The organism is Moritella marina ATCC 15381 (assembly GCF_008931805.1).
Taxonomy (GTDB): domain Bacteria; phylum Pseudomonadota; class Gammaproteobacteria; order Enterobacterales; family Moritellaceae; genus Moritella; species Moritella marina.
Map to the genome: position 1 here is coordinate 1,346,576 of NZ_CP044399.1, position 24,766 is coordinate 1,371,341.

21 protein-coding genes are annotated in these 24,766 nt (G+C 40.3%); 11 read left to right on the forward strand and 10 right to left on the reverse strand.

Translation table 11 applies throughout. The features are described 5' to 3' along the window. The first annotated feature begins 65 nt into the window (after positions 1–65). Both FR932_RS06080 and FR932_RS06085 read left to right on the forward strand, forming a co-directional pair. Positions 66–746: a type 1 glutamine amidotransferase domain-containing protein gene (locus tag FR932_RS06080; RefSeq protein ID WP_019439734.1), complete on the forward strand. Its 681-nt coding sequence runs from the start codon at positions 66–68 to the stop codon at positions 744–746. Between the two features lie 258 nt (positions 747–1,004). Continuing rightward, positions 1,005–1,307, forward strand: coding sequence for a hypothetical protein (locus FR932_RS06085; RefSeq protein ID WP_019439733.1), 303 nt, complete (start codon positions 1,005–1,007; stop codon positions 1,305–1,307). 55 nt (positions 1,308–1,362) lie between these two features. On the opposite strand, the gene FR932_RS06090 is transcribed toward FR932_RS06085, so the two are convergent. The 3 genes from FR932_RS06090 to dcuC form a co-directional block, all read right to left on the reverse strand. Beyond that, on the reverse strand, positions 1,363–1,545 hold the full coding sequence (locus FR932_RS06090) for a hypothetical protein (RefSeq protein WP_019439732.1): 183 nt from the start codon (positions 1,543–1,545) through the stop codon (positions 1,363–1,365). Positions 1,546–1,630: 85 nt separating this feature from the next. Further along, entirely contained in the window at positions 1,631–2,299 is a 669-nt protein-coding gene (locus tag FR932_RS06095; protein ID WP_019439731.1) for an HAD family hydrolase, read from the reverse strand. 199 nt (positions 2,300–2,498) lie between these two features. Next, positions 2,499–3,866: an anaerobic C4-dicarboxylate transporter DcuC gene (gene dcuC, locus FR932_RS06100; protein WP_019439730.1), complete on the reverse strand. Its 1,368-nt coding sequence runs from the start codon at positions 3,864–3,866 to the stop codon at positions 2,499–2,501. Between the two features lie 250 nt (positions 3,867–4,116). Here dcuC and mog point away from each other — a divergent pair, with 250 nt between their 5' ends. Next, positions 4,117–4,650, forward strand: a complete 534-nt coding sequence (mog, locus tag FR932_RS06105; RefSeq protein ID WP_019439729.1) for a molybdopterin adenylyltransferase — start codon at positions 4,117–4,119, stop codon at positions 4,648–4,650. Positions 4,651–4,769: 119 nt separating this feature from the next. Here the strand turns inward: mog and FR932_RS06110 are convergent, their stop codons facing one another. The 3 genes from FR932_RS06110 to FR932_RS06120 all read right to left on the reverse strand — a co-directional run bounded on the left by FR932_RS06110 (position 4,770) and on the right by FR932_RS06120 (position 8,730). After that, the gene (locus FR932_RS06110) at positions 4,770–5,282 is read right to left on the reverse strand and encodes an aminoacyl-tRNA deacylase (RefSeq protein WP_019439728.1); all 513 of its coding nucleotides are present in this window, start codon (positions 5,280–5,282) and stop codon (positions 4,770–4,772) included. Between the two features lie 215 nt (positions 5,283–5,497). Then, a complete protein-coding gene (locus tag FR932_RS06115; protein WP_019439727.1) occupies positions 5,498–7,918 on the reverse strand; it encodes a YgiQ family radical SAM protein in 2,421 nt (806 codons plus the stop codon). A 155-nt stretch (positions 7,919–8,073) separates the two neighbouring features. Continuing rightward, positions 8,074–8,730: a pyrimidine 5'-nucleotidase gene (locus tag FR932_RS06120; protein WP_019628783.1), complete on the reverse strand. Its 657-nt coding sequence runs from the start codon at positions 8,728–8,730 to the stop codon at positions 8,074–8,076. A gap of 217 nt (positions 8,731–8,947) precedes the next feature. Here FR932_RS06120 and fabV point away from each other — a divergent pair, with 217 nt between their 5' ends. Both fabV and FR932_RS06130 read left to right on the forward strand, forming a co-directional pair. Next, positions 8,948–10,153 carry an enoyl-ACP reductase FabV gene (gene fabV, locus FR932_RS06125; RefSeq protein WP_019439725.1) on the forward strand — a complete coding sequence of 402 codons (1,206 nt, stop codon included), beginning with the start codon at positions 8,948–8,950 and terminating at the stop codon, positions 10,151–10,153. 189 nt (positions 10,154–10,342) lie between these two features. Next, positions 10,343–11,104, forward strand: a complete 762-nt coding sequence (locus FR932_RS06130; protein WP_019439724.1) for a Nif3-like dinuclear metal center hexameric protein — start codon at positions 10,343–10,345, stop codon at positions 11,102–11,104. A gap of 103 nt (positions 11,105–11,207) precedes the next feature. Here the strand turns inward: FR932_RS06130 and FR932_RS06135 are convergent, their stop codons facing one another. Further along, entirely contained in the window at positions 11,208–12,173 is a 966-nt protein-coding gene (locus FR932_RS06135; protein ID WP_019439723.1) for a glycosyltransferase family 2 protein, read from the reverse strand. A 417-nt stretch (positions 12,174–12,590) separates the two neighbouring features. Here FR932_RS06135 and FR932_RS06140 point away from each other — a divergent pair, with 417 nt between their 5' ends. The 6 genes from FR932_RS06140 to FR932_RS06165 are packed head-to-tail and all read left to right on the forward strand — an operon-like array spanning position 12,591 to position 19,234. Then, positions 12,591–13,061, forward strand: a complete 471-nt coding sequence (locus FR932_RS06140) for an acyltransferase (protein ID WP_276269325.1) — start codon at positions 12,591–12,593, stop codon at positions 13,059–13,061. After that, the gene (locus FR932_RS06145) at positions 13,058–14,296 is read left to right on the forward strand and encodes a glycosyltransferase family protein (protein ID WP_019439721.1); all 1,239 of its coding nucleotides are present in this window, start codon (positions 13,058–13,060) and stop codon (positions 14,294–14,296) included. Before FR932_RS06140 ends, FR932_RS06145 begins: the two co-directional genes overlap by 4 nt. Before the next feature lie 55 nt (positions 14,297–14,351). Then, positions 14,352–14,858, forward strand: coding sequence for a hypothetical protein (locus tag FR932_RS06150; protein WP_019439720.1), 507 nt, complete (start codon positions 14,352–14,354; stop codon positions 14,856–14,858). A 2-nt stretch (positions 14,859–14,860) separates the two neighbouring features. Then, the gene (locus tag FR932_RS06155; RefSeq protein WP_019439719.1) at positions 14,861–16,330 is read left to right on the forward strand and encodes a GumC family protein; all 1,470 of its coding nucleotides are present in this window, start codon (positions 14,861–14,863) and stop codon (positions 16,328–16,330) included. Further along, the gene (locus FR932_RS06160; RefSeq protein ID WP_019439718.1) at positions 16,314–17,375 is read left to right on the forward strand and encodes a glycosyltransferase; all 1,062 of its coding nucleotides are present in this window, start codon (positions 16,314–16,316) and stop codon (positions 17,373–17,375) included. Before FR932_RS06155 ends, FR932_RS06160 begins: the two co-directional genes overlap by 17 nt. Before the next feature lie 2 nt (positions 17,376–17,377). After that, entirely contained in the window at positions 17,378–19,234 is a 1,857-nt protein-coding gene (locus FR932_RS06165) for a sugar transferase (RefSeq protein WP_019439717.1), read from the forward strand. Between the two features lie 6 nt (positions 19,235–19,240). On the opposite strand, the gene FR932_RS06170 is transcribed toward FR932_RS06165, so the two are convergent. Genes FR932_RS06170 through FR932_RS06180 form a run of 3 tightly spaced genes read right to left on the reverse strand, consistent with a single transcriptional unit; the run spans position 19,241 to position 24,718 of the window. After that, a complete protein-coding gene (locus FR932_RS06170) occupies positions 19,241–20,605 on the reverse strand; it encodes a CsiV family protein (protein ID WP_019439716.1) in 1,365 nt (454 codons plus the stop codon). Further along, positions 20,602–24,078 (reverse strand): transcription-repair coupling factor, encoded by a 3,477-nt coding sequence (mfd, locus tag FR932_RS06175; RefSeq protein ID WP_019439715.1) that lies wholly within the window; start codon positions 24,076–24,078, stop codon positions 20,602–20,604. The genes FR932_RS06170 and mfd overlap by 4 nt, the downstream gene beginning before the upstream one ends. A 37-nt stretch (positions 24,079–24,115) precedes the next feature. Then, complete coding sequence (locus FR932_RS06180) at positions 24,116–24,718, reverse strand: hypothetical protein (protein ID WP_019439714.1); 603 nt, start codon at positions 24,716–24,718, stop codon at positions 24,116–24,118. Between the last annotated feature and the right edge of the window lie 48 nt (positions 24,719–24,766).

A 24,766-nucleotide genomic window follows, 5' to 3' on the forward strand; every position in this document is an offset into this window, starting at 1 on the left:
ACAGCTATTCATAACACGGCTATCTAGTCATTAGATTTATGCCCGCTTAAAGCAAAGGAATTATCATGATTAAGAATATTTTAGTGGTATTAACATCACATGCAAATTTAGGTAATACAGGCAAGAAAACAGGTTTTTGGGTTGAAGAATTAGCAGCGCCTTATTACGTATTTCTTGATGCAGGGATGAATATTACGCTCGCGTCACCTGCTGGTGGCCAACCACCAATTGATCCTGCAAGTGCCGATGAAAGTATGCAAACAGAGGCAACGCGCCGTTTTGATGCCGATAAAGCTGCACAGCAAGCGCTTGCAACGACAGTTAAACTTGATGAAGTAAAAGAACAAGATTTTGATGCTGTATTTTATCCTGGTGGTCATGGCCCGCTATGGGATTTAACGGATAACACAACATCAATTGATTTACTTTCTGCATTTATTGCCAATAACAAACCTGTATCTGCGGTTTGCCATGCAACTGCGGCGTTACTTAATGTGAAAACAGCTGATGGTGAGTATGTCGTTAAAGGTAAAGCTGTAACAGGGTTTTCAAATACAGAAGAAGATGCAGTTCAATTAACTGATATCGTCCCATTCTTACTTGAAGATGAACTTGTTAATCGCGGCGGTGACTATCAAAAAGTAGCAGATTGGAGCCCGTTCGCAGTACAAGATGGCTTAATCATCACGGGGCAAAACCCTGCATCTTCAGCTTTAGTGGCTGAAAAACTAATCGCACAGGCTTAATACCAGGAATGTAATGTTGGATGATACCGAATTATAATAGCAGTGGTAAACTCCAAATTTTGGTGACTTATTAGTCCTAAGTATCGAATAAATAAAAATGGCCGGAATGATGATTTATTCTGGCCATTTTTTTTACTATTAAAATACAATTAGTGAATTATCAATGCTCAATTAATACTATTTTAATTCATTAATGTTATAACTCAGTGGTATTGTTTTATTGTATTTTATAGTGTAATTCATGCTTAAGGAAAAGTAATGGGTGATTTAGAATGGATGATGGGTGTAATTATGCTATCGAGTTTTTCGTTTGCTGCAATTGCTCGCTTCAATTTACATCGATATTTAGAACGTAAACAATGTTTAGCCACAGTCGTTAAGACACAAGAACAGGTTAAACATGAAAAACCATGTCCAGAGGCTATTTGGAATGAAGGTTTAAATAAGTTATATCGATATATTATTACAGGAATGGTTATTTTTGTTGGAGGAAGTGCAACACTTGTTGATAGTGGCGCACTTAATGCGTTGGTCTGCATTTTTACTCATGAAATATCGTAAAGGCACCTTAGGGAATGTGATGATTGCTGATATAGCACTCTTTGTTACTGTATCGTTATTTTATATCAGGATAAATAATATCATTGGGATCCTGATTCATGGAACTTCTGTTAGATGATAGCTGTTCGTGGTCATGTTTTTTGTGTAGTTCAGCGATAAGTTCGAGATCTAACTTTGCAAAAAACATATCTTCTTCGGCTTGACCTCTACGGCGGACGGCTTCGTTAAATACGGACATAACACTCACCTTTAATAACTTATACTCTTCATAATGTTAGTTTATATTAACGAGAAGTGTCATTAGAGGTGAATAATTAAATCAATTATGCTGTCGTTGAGTGCTGTATTTTTAGTGTGGCTAATACGTTTGATAAAGAACTTGTGACCGTATGCCCTAATGTTAATATTTCTGCACTTGGCTGGACTAAGTCGGGAATTTGAAATGTTTGCATATTAGCGCGCACTGCTGCAAGCACGCCATTATTGGAATCCTCAAATGCCAAACATTCCTCAGGCCTAATATTTAAACGCTCTGCAGCCAGTAAATAAATTTCCGGGTCAGGCTTGCCATTTGTTACTTCGCAGCCAGTGGTTAGATTATCAAAATAATGATCTAATCCCGCGAATTTTAACTTGATTTTGGCGACATCGTTTTGTGTTGATGTGGCTACAGCTGTCGGCACGTTGTTGTCTTTTAGCCAAGCTAATAATTCAATAACGCCTTCTTTTACTGGAATAGCTTGATGTTTTACGACGGCGTCATAACGGGTTTTCCATGCATGATGTAAAACAGGGTAGTCAAGGTCGTTGCCGTAGCCAGCGCGAAGCACTTGCTCGATACCTTGGGCATTACGGCCGATAATGTCTAAGTAAACATCTTCTAAAAAAGGAATCGATAATGAGGCACAGGCTTCTTCGAATACACCTTTACATACACGCTCAGTGTCGAGAAGTAGACCATCCATATCAAAAATAGCTGCTTGATAATTCACTTATTGTTTATCCCTTATATGCTTCAATTTACTTAATCGGTGAGTATAACAAATTTGATAGGTATATTTACTTACTTTAAAATCGGCGTTGATTTTTGGTCTTAAAGAAAAAGGCTAGAGATTAAATCCTAGCCTTTTAAATAATGACGTTATTACTATTTACGTTTGCTTAACCCTAATTGTTAAACTCAGGTTGAAATTAAGCATACATAGGTACAAGTACCATCGTGCCTGCAATGACGGTGATTAAACCAGCTATAACGGGTACTGAAGTACGTTTAACCACTTCAAATGGACTGATTTTACCCATACCACTGGTAGCTACAATCACACCTGCGACAGGCGAAATTGTGCGACCAAGATTGGATGCTTGTAGCATAGGGATGATTAAGAACGCGGGGTTTAAACCCATTTTACCAGCAAGGGCAGGGGCTAATTCAACAAATGCGTAGAATGGCGCATTACCCGAACCTGTTGCAATTGCTGCTGCAACGGTTAAGCCAGTTAGAATTAGCATTAACGCAAAGCCGCCAGCGCCAGCGGCTTCGGCCAAGCCGATTAAGTTATCAATCGCGCCAAGCGACATTAAGCCTTGTGCAAATACACCTGCAGCAACTAACAGCATAACAACCCCTTTAAATGCATCACCCATGCCTTCGTAGCAAGACTCTAAATCTTCTAAGGTTGCGCGTCCATCCAAGCGTTTTGTTACAAAGTCGACAACTGCACTAATAAAGATGGAGAACACCACGATAGTGTAGATATCCAGTGATAAGCCCTCAATTGTCGAACCGTTAAATAGAAATACACCGATAATTGGGAGGAAGGGTAAGAATGCATAATATCCAGGTGCCGTTACCACGATTTCTGAGATATCCGTTTTTACCATCGGTGTGTTTTCTTTTTTGTCTAAATGACGGTTCCAGAAAAATGCTGCGATTGCCATTACTATGATTGCACAGATTGATACAGGCAATACTGTTTCGACAGCAAATACATGCAAAGGTAATCCTGATTTTTCTGCTGCCACCACTACATCACCTGATGTTGGAGACAAGATGATCGCAGCTGGGGATGCACAAACGGCGACAGCTGCAGGGCGAGAGATACCCATGGCAGTCATCATTGGGAATAAGGTCGCCATTAATAACACACCAAGACCCGTTGCAGAGCTTACAGCAAGTGACATTAAGCAAGCTACGATGTAAGCCGCGACAAGTAGGGTGTAAGGCGATTTGATATATGACAGAGGCTTAGAGAACTGTTTAACAACGACGTTGTTGGCGTCAATTTTAGTCATGTAAGCAGCAAAGCCACATAACAGCATAATTTGCATACCCAGACCGCCACCACGATACTGCAGCATGTATTTAACAAACTCCAATGAGTCTGTCAGGATATTCCCTGTACTTGTTATACTTGATGGTAGAATTTGTTTACCAAGCAATCCGGTGATGATTAGCAGTGTAATACCAGCGGTGAGTAATACCCCCGCTGCTTTATACTCTTTGACGATGAAGTAGCCGACTGCAACCGTCACAATCAAACCAATGAATAACTCTAACATTGAAACCTCTTTATTATATACCAATAAACCATTAACATTGTTTTAACGTTTAAACTAATGTTTCGTTACTGGTCGAATGTACTCATAAAGAGATGGTTTTACGATGGTTAATACGACTATTAATGATCTAAGTCAGCATTTAATAAACTCTCAATAAATAGTTTGAGGTAGATCAACCTCTTGATTTTACACTCCCGGCTGCTTCCGCTAAAATTAGCTCATTAATCAAATAAGCTATATGGAATAAACAATGACTAAAGCTAAAATCGGTATTGTGACAGTAAGTGATAGAGCCAGTGCTGGCATTTATGAAGATCTTTCTGGTAAGGCTATTATCGCTGTATTAAACGAGTACCTGACTTCTGAGTGGGAACCTGTTTATGAAGTTATTCCAGATGAGCAAGATGTGATTGAAGCAACCTTGATTAAAATGGCAGATGAACAAAATTGTAGTTTGATCGTAACAACAGGCGGCACTGGTCCGGCTAAGCGTGACGTAACGCCAGAGGCAACTGAAGCTGTATGTGATCGTATGATGCCTGGTTTTGGTGAGTTAATGCGTACAGAGTCATTAAAATTTGTACCTACAGCGATTCTTTCACGTCAAACAGCTGGTCTCCGTGGTGATTCGCTAATCGTCAACTTACCGGGTAAACCGAAATCAATTCGTGAATGTCTAGACGCGGTATTCCCAGCGATACCTTACTGTATCGATCTAATGGATGGTCCTTTCCTTGAGTGTGATGAGTTAGTAATCCAGCCGTTTAGACCAAAAGCAAAATAAGAACGCCTTAAGCCATTCACTTTGTTTGAATGGCTTAGCGATGAGTTTTCACTCTCTATCGTGAAAGTTTATGGTAAATTGACCTCGTATTATTAACCCCTCGGATGCAGTTCTTTTTCTTAATGTCTTAATCTACCTTGCCTTGCGTGCTCGTGATGATAGCCACTTCCTGATTTGTTGAACCCACAACTGATGATAGTCGGTTGAATTAGATCCACTAAGTCAGAGGTTTTCATGCGAATAGTTTCGCAGTGATCACCGGCATTAAAACTCACTTCTTGTTGTGTTAATAAAGCATCGGAGATAAAAACGGGCATATTGAAGAGATGACCAAAGGGAGGCATAGCACCTGTTTCACAGTCTGGAAAGGTATGACGAAATTGATGTTCATAGGCCAAATTGACGTAACGAGCCCCAATTGAAAACGCAATATTATCGAAATCAATGGTATAGGGTGCGGGCATTACAATCATAACTAATCGCGTGTCAGCCGTGATAATGACGGTTTTAGCAAAGCACATCCCACTGGTTTTACTCAATTCTGCAGCGTGCTGCGCAGTATAACCGGGTGGGTGATGGTCACTTTGATAGCTTATATAAGCTTGATCTAAATAGTGGGTGATTTTTCGCATGAGCATAATCCATCTCCCGTATTGGTCACAATAACCAATGTATGAAATAGCGTGTAACTAGGAGTTTTAATTATAGCTGTTAATGACGCGTATGCGGTCTTTTAAGTGTAATTGACGATCTAGCATCGGCTTAGTAGCAAGGTATAAAAAAGGGTGAAATGCTTACACATGTCACCCTGTTTTATTTTATAGTCATTTAGTTAGCGGATTAACATTTAACGTTTGTTACTACGTTTAGCTTGCTGACCTTGACCGCCTTTGTTGGCAGATTGGTTAGCGCCGCCTGAGCGATTACCTGATGGTTTTTTAAACCCACCATTTTTAACACTGCCGTTAGCGTTGTTACTATTCGCGCCGCCGTTACCACCAACTGCTGGCTTTTTACGGTTAGGTTTCTTACCGCTCTCGTTAATACCAACCCCTTCTTGTGGTGCAAGACCAGTATGTTTCGTTAACGCTTTAGTAAATTGCTTAGTACCCGGTTCAGCACGCTGCTGTTTAGCCCCTTTATTACTGCTGTTTGGTCTATTTTTACTATTAGCACTACCTTTACCAAGATGCGGTTTTGCATTACTTAGTTTTTCTTGTTTTTCCGCTAAGCTTTCTGGCGGTACAAGGTGGCGTGGACTACGACCAATCAAGTTGCGATTACCCGTTTTAAGCAGGTATTCACGAATGATTGGCCAGTTAGCTGGATCATGATAGCGTAATAGCGCTTTATGCAGGCGGCGTTGACGCGCACCTTTTGGCACAACTACTTTACCATCTGTTTCACGTACTTTATGTAATGAGTTCAGCTCTGTATGATATACGGCTGTCGCATTAGCAAGTGGTGATGGGTAGAAGTTTTGAACTTGATCAAGCTTGAATTTATATTGCTTGAGCCATAATGCTAACGTCAGCATGTCCTCATCATTCGTCCCTGGGTGAGCAGAGATGAAGTAAGGGATCAGGTATTGTTTTTTACCCGCTTCAGCAGAGAAACGATCGAACATTTCTTTAAATTTATCATAAGTGCCCATACCTGGCTTCATCATGATATCAAGTGGTGATTTTTCCGTGTGCTCTGGAGCAATCTTCAAATAACCACCTACGTGATGCTCTACTAACTCTTTTACATAACGTGGATCTTCAATTGCTAAGTCATAACGTACACCCGATGCGATCAAGATCTTCTTAATGCCTGGTACTTTGCGTGCACGACGGTATAAATCAATTGTTGGTGTATGGTCAGTATCCATATGTGCACAAATTGACGGGAAGATACAAGACAGACGGCGACACGTCGCTTCTGCTTTAGCACTCATACAGCCTAACTTGTACATGTTAGCCGTTGGACCACCCAGATCGGAGATCACACCGGTGAAACCGGGTACTTTATCGCGGATTGCTTCCATTTCTTTCACAATAGAATCTTGTGAGCGACTTTGAATCACGCGGCCTTCGTGTTCTGTAATTGAACAGAAAGAACAACCGCCAAAACAGCCGCGCATAATATTGATCGATGTTTTGATCATATCGTACGCCGGGATCTTCTGATCGCCATAGCTTGGGTGAGGAACGCGTGCATATTCTAGATCGAATACGCCATCCATTTCACCTTCTGCTAGTGGTGTTGCTGGTGGGTTTAACCATACTTCACGTGCACCATGCTTTTGAATCAATGCGCGAGATGAAATTGGGTTTGTTTCTTGATGGAATACGCGAGATGTATGCGCGTATAACATTTTATCTTTTTTTACTGTTTCCATGTCTGGAAGGCGAATATAAGTTTCATGCCACGGCATTTGTTTCGGTGCTTGCATCACGATTGGTTTCGCAACGTCAGCATCCGAGTTATCAATGACTTCTACATTTTCTTGTTTTGCACAAGTTTCGTCAATTTCAGTATAAGGACTGATAATTGGCTCGATTTTACCCGGGGTATCTAAGGTGCGAGAATCAAGCCCTTTCCATGTCGGTAGTGGTTCTTTCAACATGACGCCAGTACCACGTACATCTTTAATGTCTTTGATCGATTCGCCACTGGCCAAACGATGTGCCACTTGAATAAGTGGGCGTTCAGCATTACCGTAAATAAGCATATCCGCTTTTGAATCAGGTAATACAGAACCACGTACTTTATCAGACCAGTAATCGTAATGAGCAATACGACGCAGACTCGCTTCAATACCACCAATCACAACTGGCACATCTTTAAATGCTTGCTTACAACGCTGGGTATAGACTAAAACCGCGCGGTCGGGACGTTTACCGCCAATATCACCAGGCGTATAAGCATCATCGTGCCGTAATTTAAGGTCAGATGTATAGCGGTTAATCATCGAATCCATGTTACCTGACGTAACACCAAAGAATAGATTCGGACGACCTAATTCCTTGAATGGTTCTACACTTTCCCAATCTGGTTGAGATATGATACCAACGCGGAAACCTTGTGCTTCTAAGGTTCTGCCGATAATAGCCATACCAAAACTTGGGTGATCGACATACGCGTCACCTGTAACGACAATAACGTCACAGCTATCCCAACCAAGTTGGTCCATCTCTGCGCGTGTCATCGGCAAAAATGGTGCGGGTTTTGTCACCCGATTCTGAAATTTTGGATATGAAAAAAGATCTTTGGCAGTTTGCATAAAGTACTCTTGGGTATTAATTTTAGTGCGCAAAGTTAATTGCGAAGGCTATTTTCACGACTGGGATAAATACAAAAATGAGAACGCCAGTCGTTACTGAGGGCGGATTATAGCCACTTACTACGTGTTTTGCGATTAAAAGTGGCAATAAATCTTTAGCTTGTTTGTAACAAGTTGAAAAACTGGGCTAAATTATTTGCCTCATAATCTGCAGTATAGTTCAGATCTGTCACAACTTGCTCAGAACCTGACAGCCAAACCGTAGTCATACCAAGGGCTTTTGCTGGTTTTAGGTTACGTAATTGATCATCAAAGAAGACAGTTTTATGGTTATTAATGGCGTGAGTATCACAAAGCTGCTGATAGCTCGCATTGTGTGGTTTTAACTCATAATTAGCATCTTCTAATGAAAAAATAGCATCAAAACTATCGATTAACGCTAATTTAGTCAACACTTTGGTGGCGTAATGTTTTGGCGAATTGGTATAAATTATTTTACGGCCGGACAATTGGTTTATCTGATTGATCATGTTTGGCTGGATTGTTAGCGCCGTCATATCAACATCATGGCAATAATGGATAAAATCATCACGGCTAATATCATGGTGCTTTACTAAACCTTTAACGGTGCCGCCATACTGCTTGTAATACAGGTTAGATAAGACTGTTGCCTCTGGTAATGGAAGAGAAAGGGCGTTAGCAATAAAATGGTGCATGCGTGATTCAACTTGCTTTAATATGCCTAAAGAAGGGCAGTAAAGGGTATCATCTAAATCGAATAGGTAGGTTTCAGCTTGATTAATTTTTTGCATAGGACTCTTCTCTATATAACAAACTGCATAATAGTGTAAAAGCATAAACATGCATAGCCCTCTTAATTAGTAGATACAGCCCCTTGTTTTGTTTGTTCAAATACCAACTTGTTTTTGTGATTAGAACTCCAACCAGATGAAATATGGCAAAAAATAGGTGCTTAATTTGCCATAAACTTTTATCCTGTCTGCTGTGTCTCAACATTGCGAAGATAATATGATTATTAAACCAAAAACTCGTGGCTTCATCTGTACCACTACTCATCCTACTGGTTGTGATTTAAATGTTAAAGAACAGATACAGTACAATAAAGAACAAGGCGTAATAGAAAATGCACCGAAACGTGTTCTAGTAGTTGGCTCATCAAGTGGTTACGGGCTTTCGTCTCGTATTACTGCTGCATTCGGTGGTGGCGCTGCAACGATTGGTGTATTTTTCGAAAAACCGGCAACAGAGAGAAAACCGGGTACTGCGGGCTGGTACAACAGCGCTGCATTTGAAAAGTATGCTGCAGAAGAAGGTCTATATGCAAAGAGCATTAACGGCGATGCTTTTTCTGATCTAGCAAAACAAACGGCAATTAACCTAATTAAAGAAGATTTAGGCCAAATTGATATGGTTGTTTACTCATTGGCATCGCCAGTGCGTAAATTACCAAGCACAGGTGAAGTGGTTCGTTCTTGCCTAAAACCAATTGGTGAAACATATACAGCGAAAGCCGTAGATACCAATAAAAACACGTTATTTGAAGCAAGTGTTGAACCTGCTACAGAAGAAGAAATCCAAGATACTATTACCGTTATGGGTGGTGAAGATTGGGAACTTTGGATGTCAGCATTATCAGAAGCTGGTGTATTAGCGGACGGTTGTAAAACGGTTGCTTATAGCTATATCGGCACTGAAATCACGTGGCCAATTTATTGGGATGGCGCATTAGGTAAAGCGAAGCAAGATCTTGATCGTGCCGCTCACGCTATTGATGCTGACCTTAAAGCAACGGGTGGCAGTGCGAATGTTGCTGTACTGAAAAGTGTTGTTACGCAAGCAAGTGCTGCGATCCCTGTTATGCCGCTGTATATTGCAATGGCATTCCGTGTTATGAAAGAGCATGGTTTACATGAAGGTTGCCTAGAGCAAATTTCACGTTTATTCCGCGGTTCTTTATATCCTCAAGGTGTTAGTGAAGCGAAACTTGATGAGCAAAACCGTTTGCGTATGGATGATTGGGAATTACGTGATGACATTCAAGCAACTTGTGTGAAGTTGTGGGATGAAGTAACTGATGATAATCTATTCGAAACAACAGATTATCAATATTACAAAGATGAATTCTTAGCATTATTTGGTTTTGGTATTGAAGGCGTTGATTATGATGCGGAAGTTAATCCAATTGTTGATTTTGAACCAATTACGCTGAGCTAACTACTATTTAGATCATAAATTTATATAGTTCGTGTGTAAACCACTCAATGACTTTGATTTTTATATCTAGTTGTTGTAGTGGTTTTTTTTCGCTTAAAATTTACCTATAGTCGTTGTTGATTGCTTAAGCTTTAAACTTAACGTATACATGTAACCTTAATCTATTATCCAACAATACGAGGAGCGGGCATGGCCTCACTCAATAATAAAAAACTTGAAAACATCTTAACTGAATTTATGCAACCACATCGCGTACGTGATTTCACGGTGAACGGCATGCAGGTTCAGGGTAAAGACACTGTAACGAAAGTGATCACGGGTGTCACAGCTTCTCAAGCATTAATCGATGCTGCTGTCGCGCAACAGGCTGATGCAATTTTAGTTCACCATGGTTATTTCTGGAAAAATGAATCACCAGCGATTACGGGCATTAAATATAACCGCATTAAAACGTTGATTAAAAATGATATTAATTTATATGCTTATCATTTGCCGTTAGATATTCATCCTGAACTGGGTAATAACGTGGAATTAGCTAAATTACTGGGCATTACGGTGCGCCGCGGTCTAGAACCTTGGGATAAAGCCAGTGTTGCTTTAGTGGGCAAGTTTGAAGATGAAATTTCGACTGCAGAACTAACGCAACGTATTGAAACTCAACTCAACCGTGCGCCTCTGGTGGTGGATGCAGGTAAGCCGATTAAATCTGTGGCTTGGTGTACGGGTGGTGGTCAAAGCTATATCGAACTCGCGATAGAGCAGGGTATTGATGCATTCATTAGTGGTGAAGCGTCTGAACAGACAATTCATTTAGCACGTGAAGCGGGCATGAGTTTCTTTGCTGCTGGACACCATGCGACAGAGCGTTACGGGGTGAAAGCTTTAGGGGAATGGTTAGCTGAAGAGAAAGGCTTAGACGTTACCTTTATTGATATTGATAATCCTGTTTAATGACAGTGTTGTAATAGCGCTTATTTATAAGCAAGCTAAAGTAATAGCTAATTTAGCTATTACTTTAATTCAGCTTAAGTACTCATTATCAATAACTTACTATTTAAGTGTGGCTCACGGTGTTATGGTCTTTAGTGATATGCATACTGAGTTTTAAATCGGTTAATATGTTACGAAAACGCTGTGGTGTTGGTTGTTCGCATAGTGCCTTAAAGTCACAAGCTAAGGCTTGAGTAGGACAGGACTTTTGACGATAATATTTAGCATAGGATGCTAATAAGTGTGCATGCGCAGAATGAACGGCGTAGGGATCAATTACTTTTATTTTGTTTTCATAACGCTTGATAACTTGTTCCATTGCTTTTAATTGCTGCTCTTGATTACTTATCTCCCTTTGTTTGCAGACGCTAGCTGTTAATGGTTTCTTAATACAACCTATCGCAGTGTGTAATGCAAACTTTAGCCAAAGATCCCAATCAGAGACTAAATTGATATTATGGTCAAAGCCATCTAAAGCTAAATATAAATCCCGCCTAACAAGTACAGTCGACGTACCTATTATATTCTCTGAGAAAATAGCGGCAGCCCCTTCGGGGATCACAAACGCATCTTGGTCATGTTGAAGGGCTTGATGTTGGAAATAATCACTACAGGTAAAGCGATCATGAGTGACTTCCCTTTGTTCATTCATTAGCTCACAATTGGTGAAGCTGATACCGACTTGTGGATTGGCTTCCATAAATTTTATTTGCTGTTGTAACTTGTGTTCATACCAAAACGTATCGGCATCTAAAAATGCCATATATGTGCCGCTAGCAAGTCGGGCTGCATGATTTCGAGCGGTAGACGCTCCTTCAGATGCTAATTTTAACGCAATTATATTACTGTGTTTTTGACAGAGTTTGCATATCCATTCCCAGCTATTATCTGTTGAACCATCATCGATAATCACGATTTCAATTTTGCTTTTATTTTTACTTATATCTTGTTGCCAGACACTCTCAATTGCACGAGGTAGTGTCGAAAGGCAATTTTTACTTGGAATAATGACGCTCACGATTGGTTTCATCTTCGCCTCAGCTTATTTTAAAATGACAAACCCTGTGCATTAATAATGAGCTTAGTAGATTTAAATAATGTCGGCTGTGATGCAGCTAAATTTAATCTTTCTTATTTTTTAACCTTATTTAACCCATTGTTTTTATATAGTCTATTCTTGCTAAATGATTCAGTAATGGCAAAGGACGTAATTATGGATATGCTCAATTCATTAAAGTTGTGGTTGAAGCATGATGACAGTAAAATAGCGAAAACTTGCCATCGCTACATCAGAGGGATAATGCACTTTTCTATCCCCTGCATCCCTATCATTCACCCTTCTTTACTCCGAATCCATCTCTTTGTTACCCATCTCTGTAGAAACATTTTAAGAGTACTGTATTGGACGCCACTATTTAAAAGTAGGTTAATAACGAAACCAATAAACTTGTATTTATATTCAGGTATGCCGTTAGTATTAGGGCATATCACCATTGAAATGGGCGATAATTGTCGAGTATCAGGGATATCAACATTAAGTGGTCGAAGTATGAATGGCAAAGCATCTCGGTTAGTCATTGGCCATAATGTGGATATTAGTTGGCAAAATAACATTGCAGCCGGTGGCAATATTATCATTGAGGATAATGTCAGGCTATCTGGGCGCGTATTTCTTGCTGGTTATCCTGGGCATCCTATTGACGCAAAAGAGCGTGCTGAGGGCGCTGCTGACCATGAATCACAAGCCGGTGACATTATACTGAAACGAGATGTGTGGCTGGCTACGGGCGTGAGTGTTATGGCGGGAGTGACTATCGGCGAAGGCACTATTGTCGCAGCTGGTAGTATTGTCACCCACGATTTACCGGCGGGCGTACTTGCTGGTGGCGTTCCAGCTAAGGTCATTAAAGCATTATGAAAAAAGACAATATAGAAAAGAGTGCTATTAAAAAGAGTAGTATTAAAAATAGTACGACGAAAAGTTGGCAATGGCTTGTATTCGGCGAGGACTGGGGACGTCACCCAAGTAGTACACAACATTTGATGAAATGCATAGCTGTGCATCATCAGTTGTATTGGGTCAATTCTATTGGCTTGAGACGGCCTAAATTAAACGATAGTAAGCGTATTATTGAGAAGTTTAAGCAGTTGAAAAATGCCCAAAAGAATGACTTTAACCAAGGTGAACCGATGTTAATGAATGATGTTCAGCCTCTCGGTATTCTCGCACCTGTTGCTATTCCTTGGCCTGGCAGTCAAATTGCTTATGTGATTAACCGTTTGTTACTGACTTATCAAACAAGGGCTTTACTTGCTAAAAATGAAATTGAGGATAAGGTTCCAAGAATATTGTGGCTTTCCTTACCGACGGCTCGCTGTGTTGCTGGTTCATTAGAAGAAGATCTGCTGGTCTATTATGCTGGTGATGATTTTAGTGCGCTAAGCGGTGTGGATCATAAACAAGTGAGTGCTGAAGAGGACGCTCTTGTTGAACAAGCGGATATTATCTTTGCTGCGAGCGATAACATTGCGCGACAATTTCCACAAGATAAGACTTATGTTCTACCTCATGGCGTTGACTTAGCACACTTTTCTAGTCGCCATGAACGCCCTGATAACTATCCAAAATCAGACTTAGTCGTTGGTTATTATGGCAGTATAACTGCTTGGTTGGATTTCGAATTAATCACATTCCTTGCCGAGTCTAGACCTGATGTAACCTTTGTATTTATTGGTAAAATTGACATTGTGGGCTGTGATATTTTTAACCTGAACAATCTGATTCATTTGCCCGATATGCCACACGAACAACTTATTCAATATGCTGCTAACTGGCAAGTCTCACTTATTCCTTTTGTTGATAATGAACAAATACGTGCGTGTAATCCACTAAAATTAAGAGAATACCTCGCAATTGGGCGTCCTATTATAAGTACTCGATATCCCGCTGTATTACCGTTTACGGATTGTATTTATGTCGCTGATGATAAAGACGAAATGTTAGCGCAGCTAAATCAGGCGCTTACATTGTCGAGTAAGACATTAGCTAAACTGAAAAGTAGATCTCGGGAAAGGGTTGAAGGGGCTACTTGGCAAGCTCGTTGTGAGCTTGTCATTAAGCTATTGTCCGCAAAGATGGATGTTCAAATTTAGCATCATCGTCGTCGGTGTATCCCATCTTCGCTGTAAAAGAATAAAGGAAGGTCAAATGAACGGATTTATTCATTATCAACGCACGCTCGTTAAATTGATGTTCGCTCCACTGGTATTGTTGTACGGGTGCGCGAGTGCGCCAGAGGATATATCTATTCAAATGGCAGGGCAGCTCAGCGCATTGTCAAACAACTCGGATAATAGCTCAACGGATAATGAATCGACAGTCACGGCAAGGAAATTAAATTTTGTTTTTGAATACAAACAAGTGATGTTAACCGAGAGTCAGAATAAACGGTTACTGTATCTTTACGATTGGCAGAACGGTGCCATTATCAGTTACGGGAAAGCAAAAGCAGAGAATGATTACGCTGCTTTAGCGATTGGTCATCAAAGAGTGCAATCTGTCATTAAAGCATTAGTTAAGCATAATAAAGTTGTACGAATTAGTTATGACCCAATGTTAGCGTCCGACTCGGTATTAATTGAGGAAAACGTCATTCAAACAACAGGAGTGTCAACGCAGGAACCTGTAGGTTTACTTAAAAGTGCTAGGTTGTAAATATGGGTACTATTATTTGGGGGAATATCTATCGGTTTATCGAAATAATGTGGCGTCGACGTTATTACAGCGGTATTTCTATCGTATTGGCAATCTTAATTTCGTCATCAATGAGTATTCTGACCCCTAAGAAGTATGCGTCTCACACCTCTATCTTGGTTCAGGAAAGTGCATTACTTAATCCATTTTTAGAAGATTTATCGGTATCTTTTAATCTTGAAGACCGTATGGTCGCGTTACGTGTGTTAGTTCATAGTCGACATATTTTATTTACGGTCGCAGAACAGAATAGTCTCATAGCAAAAAACAGTGATTATCGGTCAAGGGATTTGATTGTTAGCCAACTATCAGATTCGATCACGTTAACCTTGTCAGGTACAGATTTAGTGATCATTACATTGCAATGGGACGTTCCCAGCCAAATGGAGTCGATTTTAAACTCTGTTAGCGAATTATTTATTGAAAGTTTAATGGCGCCAAGTCGCGCATCTATTATTTCATCAGAAAAATTCTTACTTGCACAACTCGATCTAAGACGTGAAAAACTCGTGATCGCAGAAGGGAAAATGGCCGCCTTCCGTCGCGAGCACCTTGGGGTATTACCGGAGTTATTTATTCAAAACAATCAAACCTTGTTCTCTATTTATAGGGATATACGAGACAAAGATATCGAGCTTTCGGGGGCTTACGGACAGTTAAACAGTTTGAAACTTAAATTAGCACAAACCAATCCGGTGATTGGTATCGTAGAAGAACAAATCGTATCGGCAGAAGCAAGACTGTCATTGTTGAAAGCAAGTTACACGCGCAATCATTCAAAAGTACAATCTGTTGAATTACAGTTAAATAATTTAAAAAATGAACAACAGAAATTACTCAGTAAAAATGTTGAATTTACTGACGAGCAGTTAAATCAATTATGGAATCTTGCCTCTGTTGTTGACGGCAGTGATGGAGAGAATAAAACACCATCACTATTGCTGTCACAACTAGAAAACCTGCAAATGGCACAATCACGCGTTATTCAGTTGGAGAATGAAATTGCGATGTTGCACAAGCAATCTAAGCGTTTGACTAATAATGTTGCCATGGAGGCCGACGTAGCAAAAGAACTTAGTGCGTTAGAGCGGGATTTGTCTGTAAATACTAAACTCTACCATGACTTACTTAATCGGTATGAAATGGCTAAGGTAACTGGCGAGTTAGGACGGCATGAAGAATCTGAAAAAATAAAAGTGATCGATAGAGCGTTCACACCCGGTTATCCGACAAATTTAACCTTGGTCGTATATCTCATATTTGGTCTGATAGGGGGAATTGGTTGTGGTGTTGGTTTGACCATTGCGGCGGAGTTATTAGACGATACATTGTGGCATATTAGAAAAGTCAGTGATTTTGATAGCATCAATATTATTGCGCGATTACCTTCGATTGATTATGAAGAGGACTACGATAATGAAAATCATGGTTGAAATAATTCAGCATTTAAAACCGGGTGGGATTGAAAAATTGGTTTTGGATATTATGCGATTACAAGAGCCTGAAATTCAAGTGTATATTGTTGCGCTGGAAGGTGAAAAATTAGCTTGTTTGAAGCAATGGCCGACACTTAAAGGTTATCAAGATCGGTTAATATTTTTGGACAAAGATCCTGTGTTCAAGCTATCGACAATAAAGCGATTAAAAAAAGTGTTAACGACTTTGGGTGCTGACGTTATCCATACCCATCACATTGGCCCGCTACTTTATGGTGTGATGGCAACACTAAGATTACAGCATATGCAGCATATTCATACAGAACATGACGCGTGGCATTTACGTGATAATAAGCAATTACAGATGACAAAATTAATGTTGAGATTGAATCATATAACTTTAGTCGCTGACGCAGATACTGTTGGGGCGCAATTATCGCAAATACTTGGTCGGGGTGTTAAGCCTGTAACCATCTTGAATGGTATTGATACCGAAAAATTTTCGCCGAGTTTAAGTCACTCGCGTTATAAACATAATATCAGGATATTTAGGATCGGTTGTGCTGCTAGATTAGTGAAAGAGAAATCATTAGATGTGTTGATAAAAGCGATAGCGAATATTCCTGATGTTGAGCTGTATATCGCTGGTGATGGTCCTGAAAAGAAAAGTTTGAATAAATTAGTGCTAGAACTAGACCTATCAACTAAAGTTAAATTTATTGGTTATACGGATGATATGGTTGGATTTTATCATCAGTTAGACTTATTTGTTTTAACCTCCTCTAATGAGGGGCTGCCTTTATCTATTTTAGAGTCTCAATCGTGTAACGTCCCCGTTCTCTGCAGTGATGTTGGCGCTGTGCACGAAGGTGTATGTCAACACACAGGGCACTTGATCAGGTTAAATACGGTTAATGAATTTCATATCGCGATCAAAGCGCAAATGAAACGTACGAGTGAATATTACCCACGTGACTTTATTACTAAGCATTTTGATATCAGAATGATGATTAAGGCTTATAATCAATTAATTAAGGAGTAGCTATGGATTGGCTTCTATTTGGTACTCTGGTATCGATTAACTTGTTTATTTATCACCATTGGATTTACCCTAAGCTGCTGCAATATTATGTAAAACATAAGCAACCAGATGACAAAGTCGATACTTTCGAATCTCGACACTACGCATCTAAAGATGTCGACTCTGCGCTCCCGAATATAACCATTGTCATGCCTATTTATAACGAATCTAAGCATTTAGGCGCTAAATTAAGTAACTTACTTATGCTGGATTATCCAGCTGATAAGCTTAACATTGTGCTTGGTTTTGATGGTTGTACGGATGATTCAGTTGCTATCGCTACGGCCTATTTACCACAATACGAAACACACGGTATAACAATTGAATTAGATGTTGTTGACAAAAATCACGGTAAAGTACATGTGACAAATAAATTGTTGACCCAGCATCAATCGACATCAGATATTTTAGTTTTAAGTGATGTCAGTGCGCTCATCTCGATTGATGCGATGCACATTTTCGCGCATAGAATGGCCGAGGAGGGGGTTGGCGTTGTGACTGGTGATTATCAACTTTATGAACATGGTTCTAAAGGGGAAGCACACTATTGGGACTACCAACGTAACATTCGTAAAGCTGAAAGTATGACTGGCTCAATTATCGGACCACCAGGTGCGTTGTATGCGATTAAAGCATCTCTGTTCGAACAGATACCAGTCGATACCATTAATGATGATTTTGTTTTTCCAATGTTATTAGTCAGTCGTGGTTATCGAGCAGTGATGGATGAACGGATTTCTATTATCGAAATGGAAGCAACAAATACGACGAATGATTTTACGCGTAGAACACGCATTGGTGCGGGTAATGTTCAGCAGGCCTTTAGGTTGCGGGGCCTATTTTCATTGAAAAGTGGTTTAACCAGTTTTAATTTCTTTAGTGGGAAATTCTTACGTACATTAATGCCATTTAATCTATTAGTGCTATTTGTGCTGACTTTCTTTTTAACCAATAGTCAGTCTATTTTTGTTGCAAATGCCGCTTGGTTTTTGTGGTTGGGACAATGCGGTTTGTACGCTGGTTCGGCACTCGCTCTATTATTTGATGCGACACCTGTAAAACAACCTTGGGCTTCATTGTATTATATTGCGACGGGTTATATGGCGAGCTTTTATGGCGGTCTGCGCTACCTTTTTGGTTTAGATCGTGGCAGCTGGATTAAGATCAGCTCAGAGCAGCAAGCAACATCAGATTACCAGAAAAAAAGTGTTGTGATCCCAAAACGTTTCAGCGATATCCTTATTTCTATTACAGCACTGATTGTTTTTTTACCGCTTGTGCCTTTGGCTGCTTTGGCCATTAAATTAAATTCTAAGGGCCCTGTGTTTTATCGTCAATTACGTGTGGGTGAAATTAAAAATGAATATGTTGAAGTATTCATGTTAATTAAGTTTAGAACGATGGGCGTTGAGTCAGAAACTAAGTCTGGTCCTGTGTGGGCGCAGAAACAAGATGCAAGGGTAACGTCAGTAGGGCGATTCTTGCGTAAGACAAGAATAGACGAACTGCCACAATTAATTAACGTATTACTCGGCGATATGGCGATTGTTGGTCCTCGGCCTGAACGTCCTGTTTTCTGTGGAAAACTAGAAGAAAAGATCCCTTATTACTTGGAACGAACAAATGGGGTGAGACCTGGTATCACAGGATTAGCGCAAGTGTCGCAAGGGGCTGACACGTGCTTAGAAGATGTGCAAAATAAACTTTATTGGGATCACTCATATGCTTTAAGCCTAACAAGTTTTTCTCGCTGGCTTAAAGCAGATGCAGTGATTATATTAAAAACATTTTTAACGATGGTGACGTTCAAAGGTAATTAATGGTATTTACTCAGCGGTATCGATTGCATCTTTTGGCATTGGTGGCTCATATTTTCGTATTTGAATGAGCATGCCAAACATAGGGTGATCAAGGTAATGAATTTCACCACTTCGAATCACGCGCAGTTGCTGCATTGGATAACTATATAAGAAAGGCACCACTTTATCTTGTGGTGCTTGACCTATAGCGACATCCGTCGTCGTGATATCGTTAGTTAAGCTACCGTCAATTGCTTCTGCATTTTCGGCAACATCATCAATAGCAAAATCATTAGCTGTCTTCAGTGTTGCATCAGCAGAGATGATGGCCTCGTGATGGTCACCTTTCTTTGGTTCTAGGTGGATACCCAATCGCTCTAGCAGATCAATGTTTTCAGCATTAACTGCAGCGTCAGATTCTAATGCTTGTTGTTCGGTTATTTGTTCTGCGGTGATCACTTTATTTCCTTCTTTACGAACAAACAGATTTGTTTTTGCATAAAGGTAATGCTCTAGGTAGATAGTTAACTCACCGTCAATCTTCCAAACAGGTGTTGCAGACTCAGCGATTCCAGCAACTGTTAGGGCTGTCTTTGTAGAATCTAAGGCTGCAGTAGTCTCGGTATCAGCCTCTGTTAATGCGATAACGTCACTGATTGATGTCGCATTATCTAAGTCAATAATCTGTGATGCATCAGCACTATTGTTATCCGCGGCGATTTCCGCTGTTACAACCGGCGACGTGTTGATTAAAATCGCATCACCGTTTTGTTTGTATTGTTGCTGGTAATTTTGACCCGCAAACAATCGGATCGGTACAGCTTGAGTACGATCTTTAGGTTGCATGCGCCACGCAGAATGTAACACGACATTATAATTTGCATGATCATTTAGTGCCGTAAATTGCTCAGTCAATTGTAGTTCATTAGCTGGGACAATTTGCAGAGCAGGGTCTTGGGCTTCGTTTGTTAGGTTGGCGCCATCAATCACGACATGTGTTGAGCTTATTATATCGCTTGCTATATCTGGCGTTGCAAAAGTGCTGTTGCTACTGTCGTCACCAAACACAGGTAAAGTTTCACTGTCGTCAATCAGCGTTGGTTGTAAGCCTGTTGTTATTGCCTTATTTAAAGAGTTAGCATTATTAGCCTCATGGCTATTTTTATTAATCAAATTGCTATCATTGATGAATAATGCCATCGGGTCTTTATTTTCTTTAGAGTACGTTGGATATAAAGATGGATCCCAATGTTCAATTACTTTAGCTGGATCAATATTGCGGTCGAATAAAATGACTTCTACTTCAAACCAACGTTCTTCTTCTGCAGCGCTTGCTGCAAATGAACTGCCGACAGAGATACCGACTAATAAACTAATTAACGATTTTTTCAACGTTTAACTCCTGCAATCTTATTTTTTGCAAATTCAACTAGCATTGACTCGACTAGTTGTACTCGATCTTTTGCATCCGGTGATTTGATTGCAAACTTCAATTTTGATGGTCCATCCATGCTATAAACACGAGGTTGTTGCTGGATAAGGCGGATAAGATAACCCACATCAACCTGATTATCTTCGCCAAAGCTAATATAGCCACCAGCGGGACCTATTTCAAGTCGTTTAATACCTAAAGGTGCAGCTTGGAGTTTTAACTCGGTTTGACGGATTAAATTCTTAGCATTGTCGGGTAATAAACCAAAACGATCAATCAGCTCGACTTGAACCTCGCGTAATTGGTTTTCACTTTGACAACTGGCGATACGCTTATAGATAGACAAGCGCATATTAACATCATGAATGTAATCATCGGGTAATAATGCTGGTACTCGCAGTTCAATTTCCGTTTGACTCTTTAATGCTTCTTCAAGTGAGATGGATCTGCCTTCTTTAATACTCTTCACTGCTTGGTCGAGCATATCCATATACAGAGAAAAACCAATAGAACTGATTTGACCACTTTGCTCATCACCGAGTAGCTCGCCTGCACCACGGATCTCAAGATCGTGTGTTGCTAATGTGAAACCTGCCCCTAAGTCTTCTAATGACGCAATGGCTTCAAGACGTTTTTTAGCGTCGCTGGTAATGCGTTTTGGATGTGGCGTTAATAAGTAAGCATAAGCTTGGTGATGTGAACGACCAACACGACCACGTAATTGATGTAGTTGTGCTAAACCAAGGTTATCAGCACGATCCATAATGATGGTATTTGCTGTTGGTATGTCTATCCCTGTTTCAATAATCGTGGTGCACACGAGTACGTTAAAGCGTTGATGGTAGAAATCAGACATCACTGATTCTAATTCCCGCTCTGCCATCTGTCCATGAGCTGTTATCACACGTGCTTCAGGTATCAATTGTGCGATGGCTTCGGCTGTTTTATCGATAGAATCAACATTATTGTGTAAGAAGTAAACTTGTCCACCACGCATGATCTCACGCATGATGGCTTCTTTGACAACATTATCGTCATATTGACGTACGAATGTTTTCACGGCTAAGCGTTTTGCTGGTGGTGTTGCGATAATCGACAGATCGCGCATGCCATTCATTGCCATGTTTAATGTTCTTGGGATAGGTGTCGCTGTTAGCGTTAAAATGTCGATGTCTGCACGTAGGGCTTTTACTTTTTCTTTTTGACGTACACCGAAACGATGTTCTTCATCAATGATAAGTAAACCAAGATCAGAAAATTCAATTTTATTGCTGAGTAACTTATGGGTGCCGATTAATAAATCCACTTTGCCATTTTTAACATCCTCTAAAATCAGTTTCTGTTCTTTGACGGTTTTGAAACGTGAGATAACTTCGACACGCACAGGCCAGTTAGCGAAACGGTCTTTGAAGTTTTCGAAATGTTGTTGCGCCAGTAATGTTGTAGGCACAAGTACGGCAACTTGTTTATCGTTCATGATTGACATGAAGGCTGCTCGCATTGCCACTTCTGTTTTACCAAAGCCGACATCACCACAGACGAGTCGGTCCATGGTTTTGTCTTGGCGCATATCATCCATGACAGCTTGAATGGCGGTTTTCTGATCGTCTGTTTCTTCGTATGGAAAGCCATCTGCAAACGCAAGATATGACTCTTTATCGCATTTATATTGGAATCCACTTTTAGCCGCGCGTTGTGCGTAGATATCCAATAATTCTGCAGCGACGTCACGTACTCGTTCCATTGCTTTTGTTTTGGATTTTTCCCAACTGTCACTACCGAGTTTATGGAGTGGCGCTGACGATTCACCCGCACCGCTATAACGGCTAATAAGATGCAAGGCTGAAACTGGTACATAAAGTTTCGCAGCATTGGCGTATTCAAGGGTTAAAAACTCTGTCGCCATGCCTGCATTTTCGATGATCTGTAAACCGAGGTAGCGGCCAACACCGTGCTCGATATGCACAACCGGCTGACCTATGCTTAACTCGGTTAGGTTTCTGACTAAGGCATCATTATTCGCTTGTACTTTTTTATCGGTGCGGCGGCGTTGTATTATTTTGTGACCAAGTAATTCGTTTTCACAAATAATAGCTACATTTAAGTCATCAATAATAAAGCTGTTTTCACACTGGCTAACCCAAATGCCAATCGCAGGTTTAGCTTTTAGGAATTTAGCGATAGTGGTAATTGCTTTCGGTTTTAGCTTGGTCTTTTCAAGTAGCTCTAATAATGTTTCGCGGCGACCTTCAGATTCAACACTGAAGATGATTTTACCGTCAAACCCTGCTATAAATTCAAGCAGTGGCGCAAGCGGTGTTTTTTTCTGATGATTAACTGATATTTCAGGTAATTTTCTAAAACCCAGATTGGTATTACCGGCTTTTTCACTCAGCAGTGTGTTGCTTAAGCTGACTTTACTGTACTGACCAAGTGCTTGGAATAAGTCTGAAACGGGTAAGTAAAGTGCACTTGGTGCTAATAATGGACGCTGAATATCATGGCGGCGGTCTTCGTAGCGTTTTTCAACGTCTTGGAAGAAAACTTCTGATGCTTGATATAACTCACCCACTTGAACGATAGTCAGTTGTTTAGGTAAATAATCAAATAAGGTCGCTGTTTCAGTTAAGAATAATGGATGATAATACTCAATACCAGTGGGTAAGAAACCTTTACTGACTTGCTGATATACCGACTCCGCTTCACGCGATGGTGTAAACAATGTTCTAAACTGTTGGCGGAATAATTCTATTGCTTTAGCGTCAGTAGGAAATTCATGAGCAGGCAGCAGATTAATCGCTTCCAGGACTCCTTCCGATCGTTGGGTTTCGGTATTAAAACCGCGGATCTCTTCCACTTCATCATCAAAGAAGTCGATGCGAAACGGTGATGTACTGCCCATCGGGTAGAGGTCAAGAATAGAACCACGTGCAGAGAATTCACCATGTTCTAATACTTGATCTACGGCATTGTAACCGCTGGTCTCTAAACGCTGGCGCATTGCGTGCATATCAATTTTATCGCCGGTTTTAACGATCAAACTATGTTGATCTAAAAAGCTTACCGGCGCGATACGTTGCATCAAGGTACTTACGGAAACAATAATCAGACCGCTGGTGGTTTGTTGAAAACGGTGCAGGGCATGAATACGTTGCGAGATAATATCTTGGTGTGGTGAAAAATTATCATACGGTAGCGTTTCCCAATCAGGGAAGGTGATAAGTGGTTTATCATCGCCCAAAAAGTGACGTACTTCTTGTTCTAATTTTAATGCGCTTGGCGTATCAGCGACAACCGTAAGAATAGGGGATTTCGTTTGTAAGCACAGTTCTGCAAGTGTGAATGCAAGGCTACTGCCGACAAGATTACCGTAGGCGATCTTGTCGCCTTGTTTTTTCGGTAAGGGGAGAGAGAGAATAGCTGTTGATTTCATAATGTCAGTAATCTAATCGTCATAAGTAAGGAATGAGTTAAGGAATCAGTTGTTGATCATCTTGCAGATCTTGTTGCTGGCGTTGTTCTGCGCGTTGTTTCAATTGTAATTGTTGAATACGTAACGTGGCACGGATTAATATTTCTCGATCGATATCGCGGATACGTGTATATGATGCCGTGTATTCGATGAGCGTGTCATCTATTTCTTGTGCTTCTCGTGCTGAGATGATGCCATAGCAGTAGATAGCCGATGAATCATTAGGTAAGAATATCTTAATGCGAACAGCTTGCTCTAATGCTAAATCACCATGCGCTAAAAATTTAACTTCACCGGCCCCAAATACAGTGGTATTAAAACGTGATTCAGGGTGATCTTGTTGCGCTAATACATAGCCCATAATTAAATTAATTTTATTATTTTGCATCTGCAAAAAATCAGCTAAGGCGTCAGCTTGTTCACCGATATTACGGATCGAACGTAGCGCGTTACTGTCGATTTCGGCAACATCATTGGCCATTTTAAAGGGGATTGGCATTTCGTTTTCTAACGCCAATCGAGATGTTGGTACTTTATCAATCGAAACTGGTTCAATATTGACAGATAAACTATGTTTAATAGAAAAATATTGTTGAGTCATTCGCCGTCATCCTTTTCTAGATAGCTAACCAATCATTGTGGCATATTA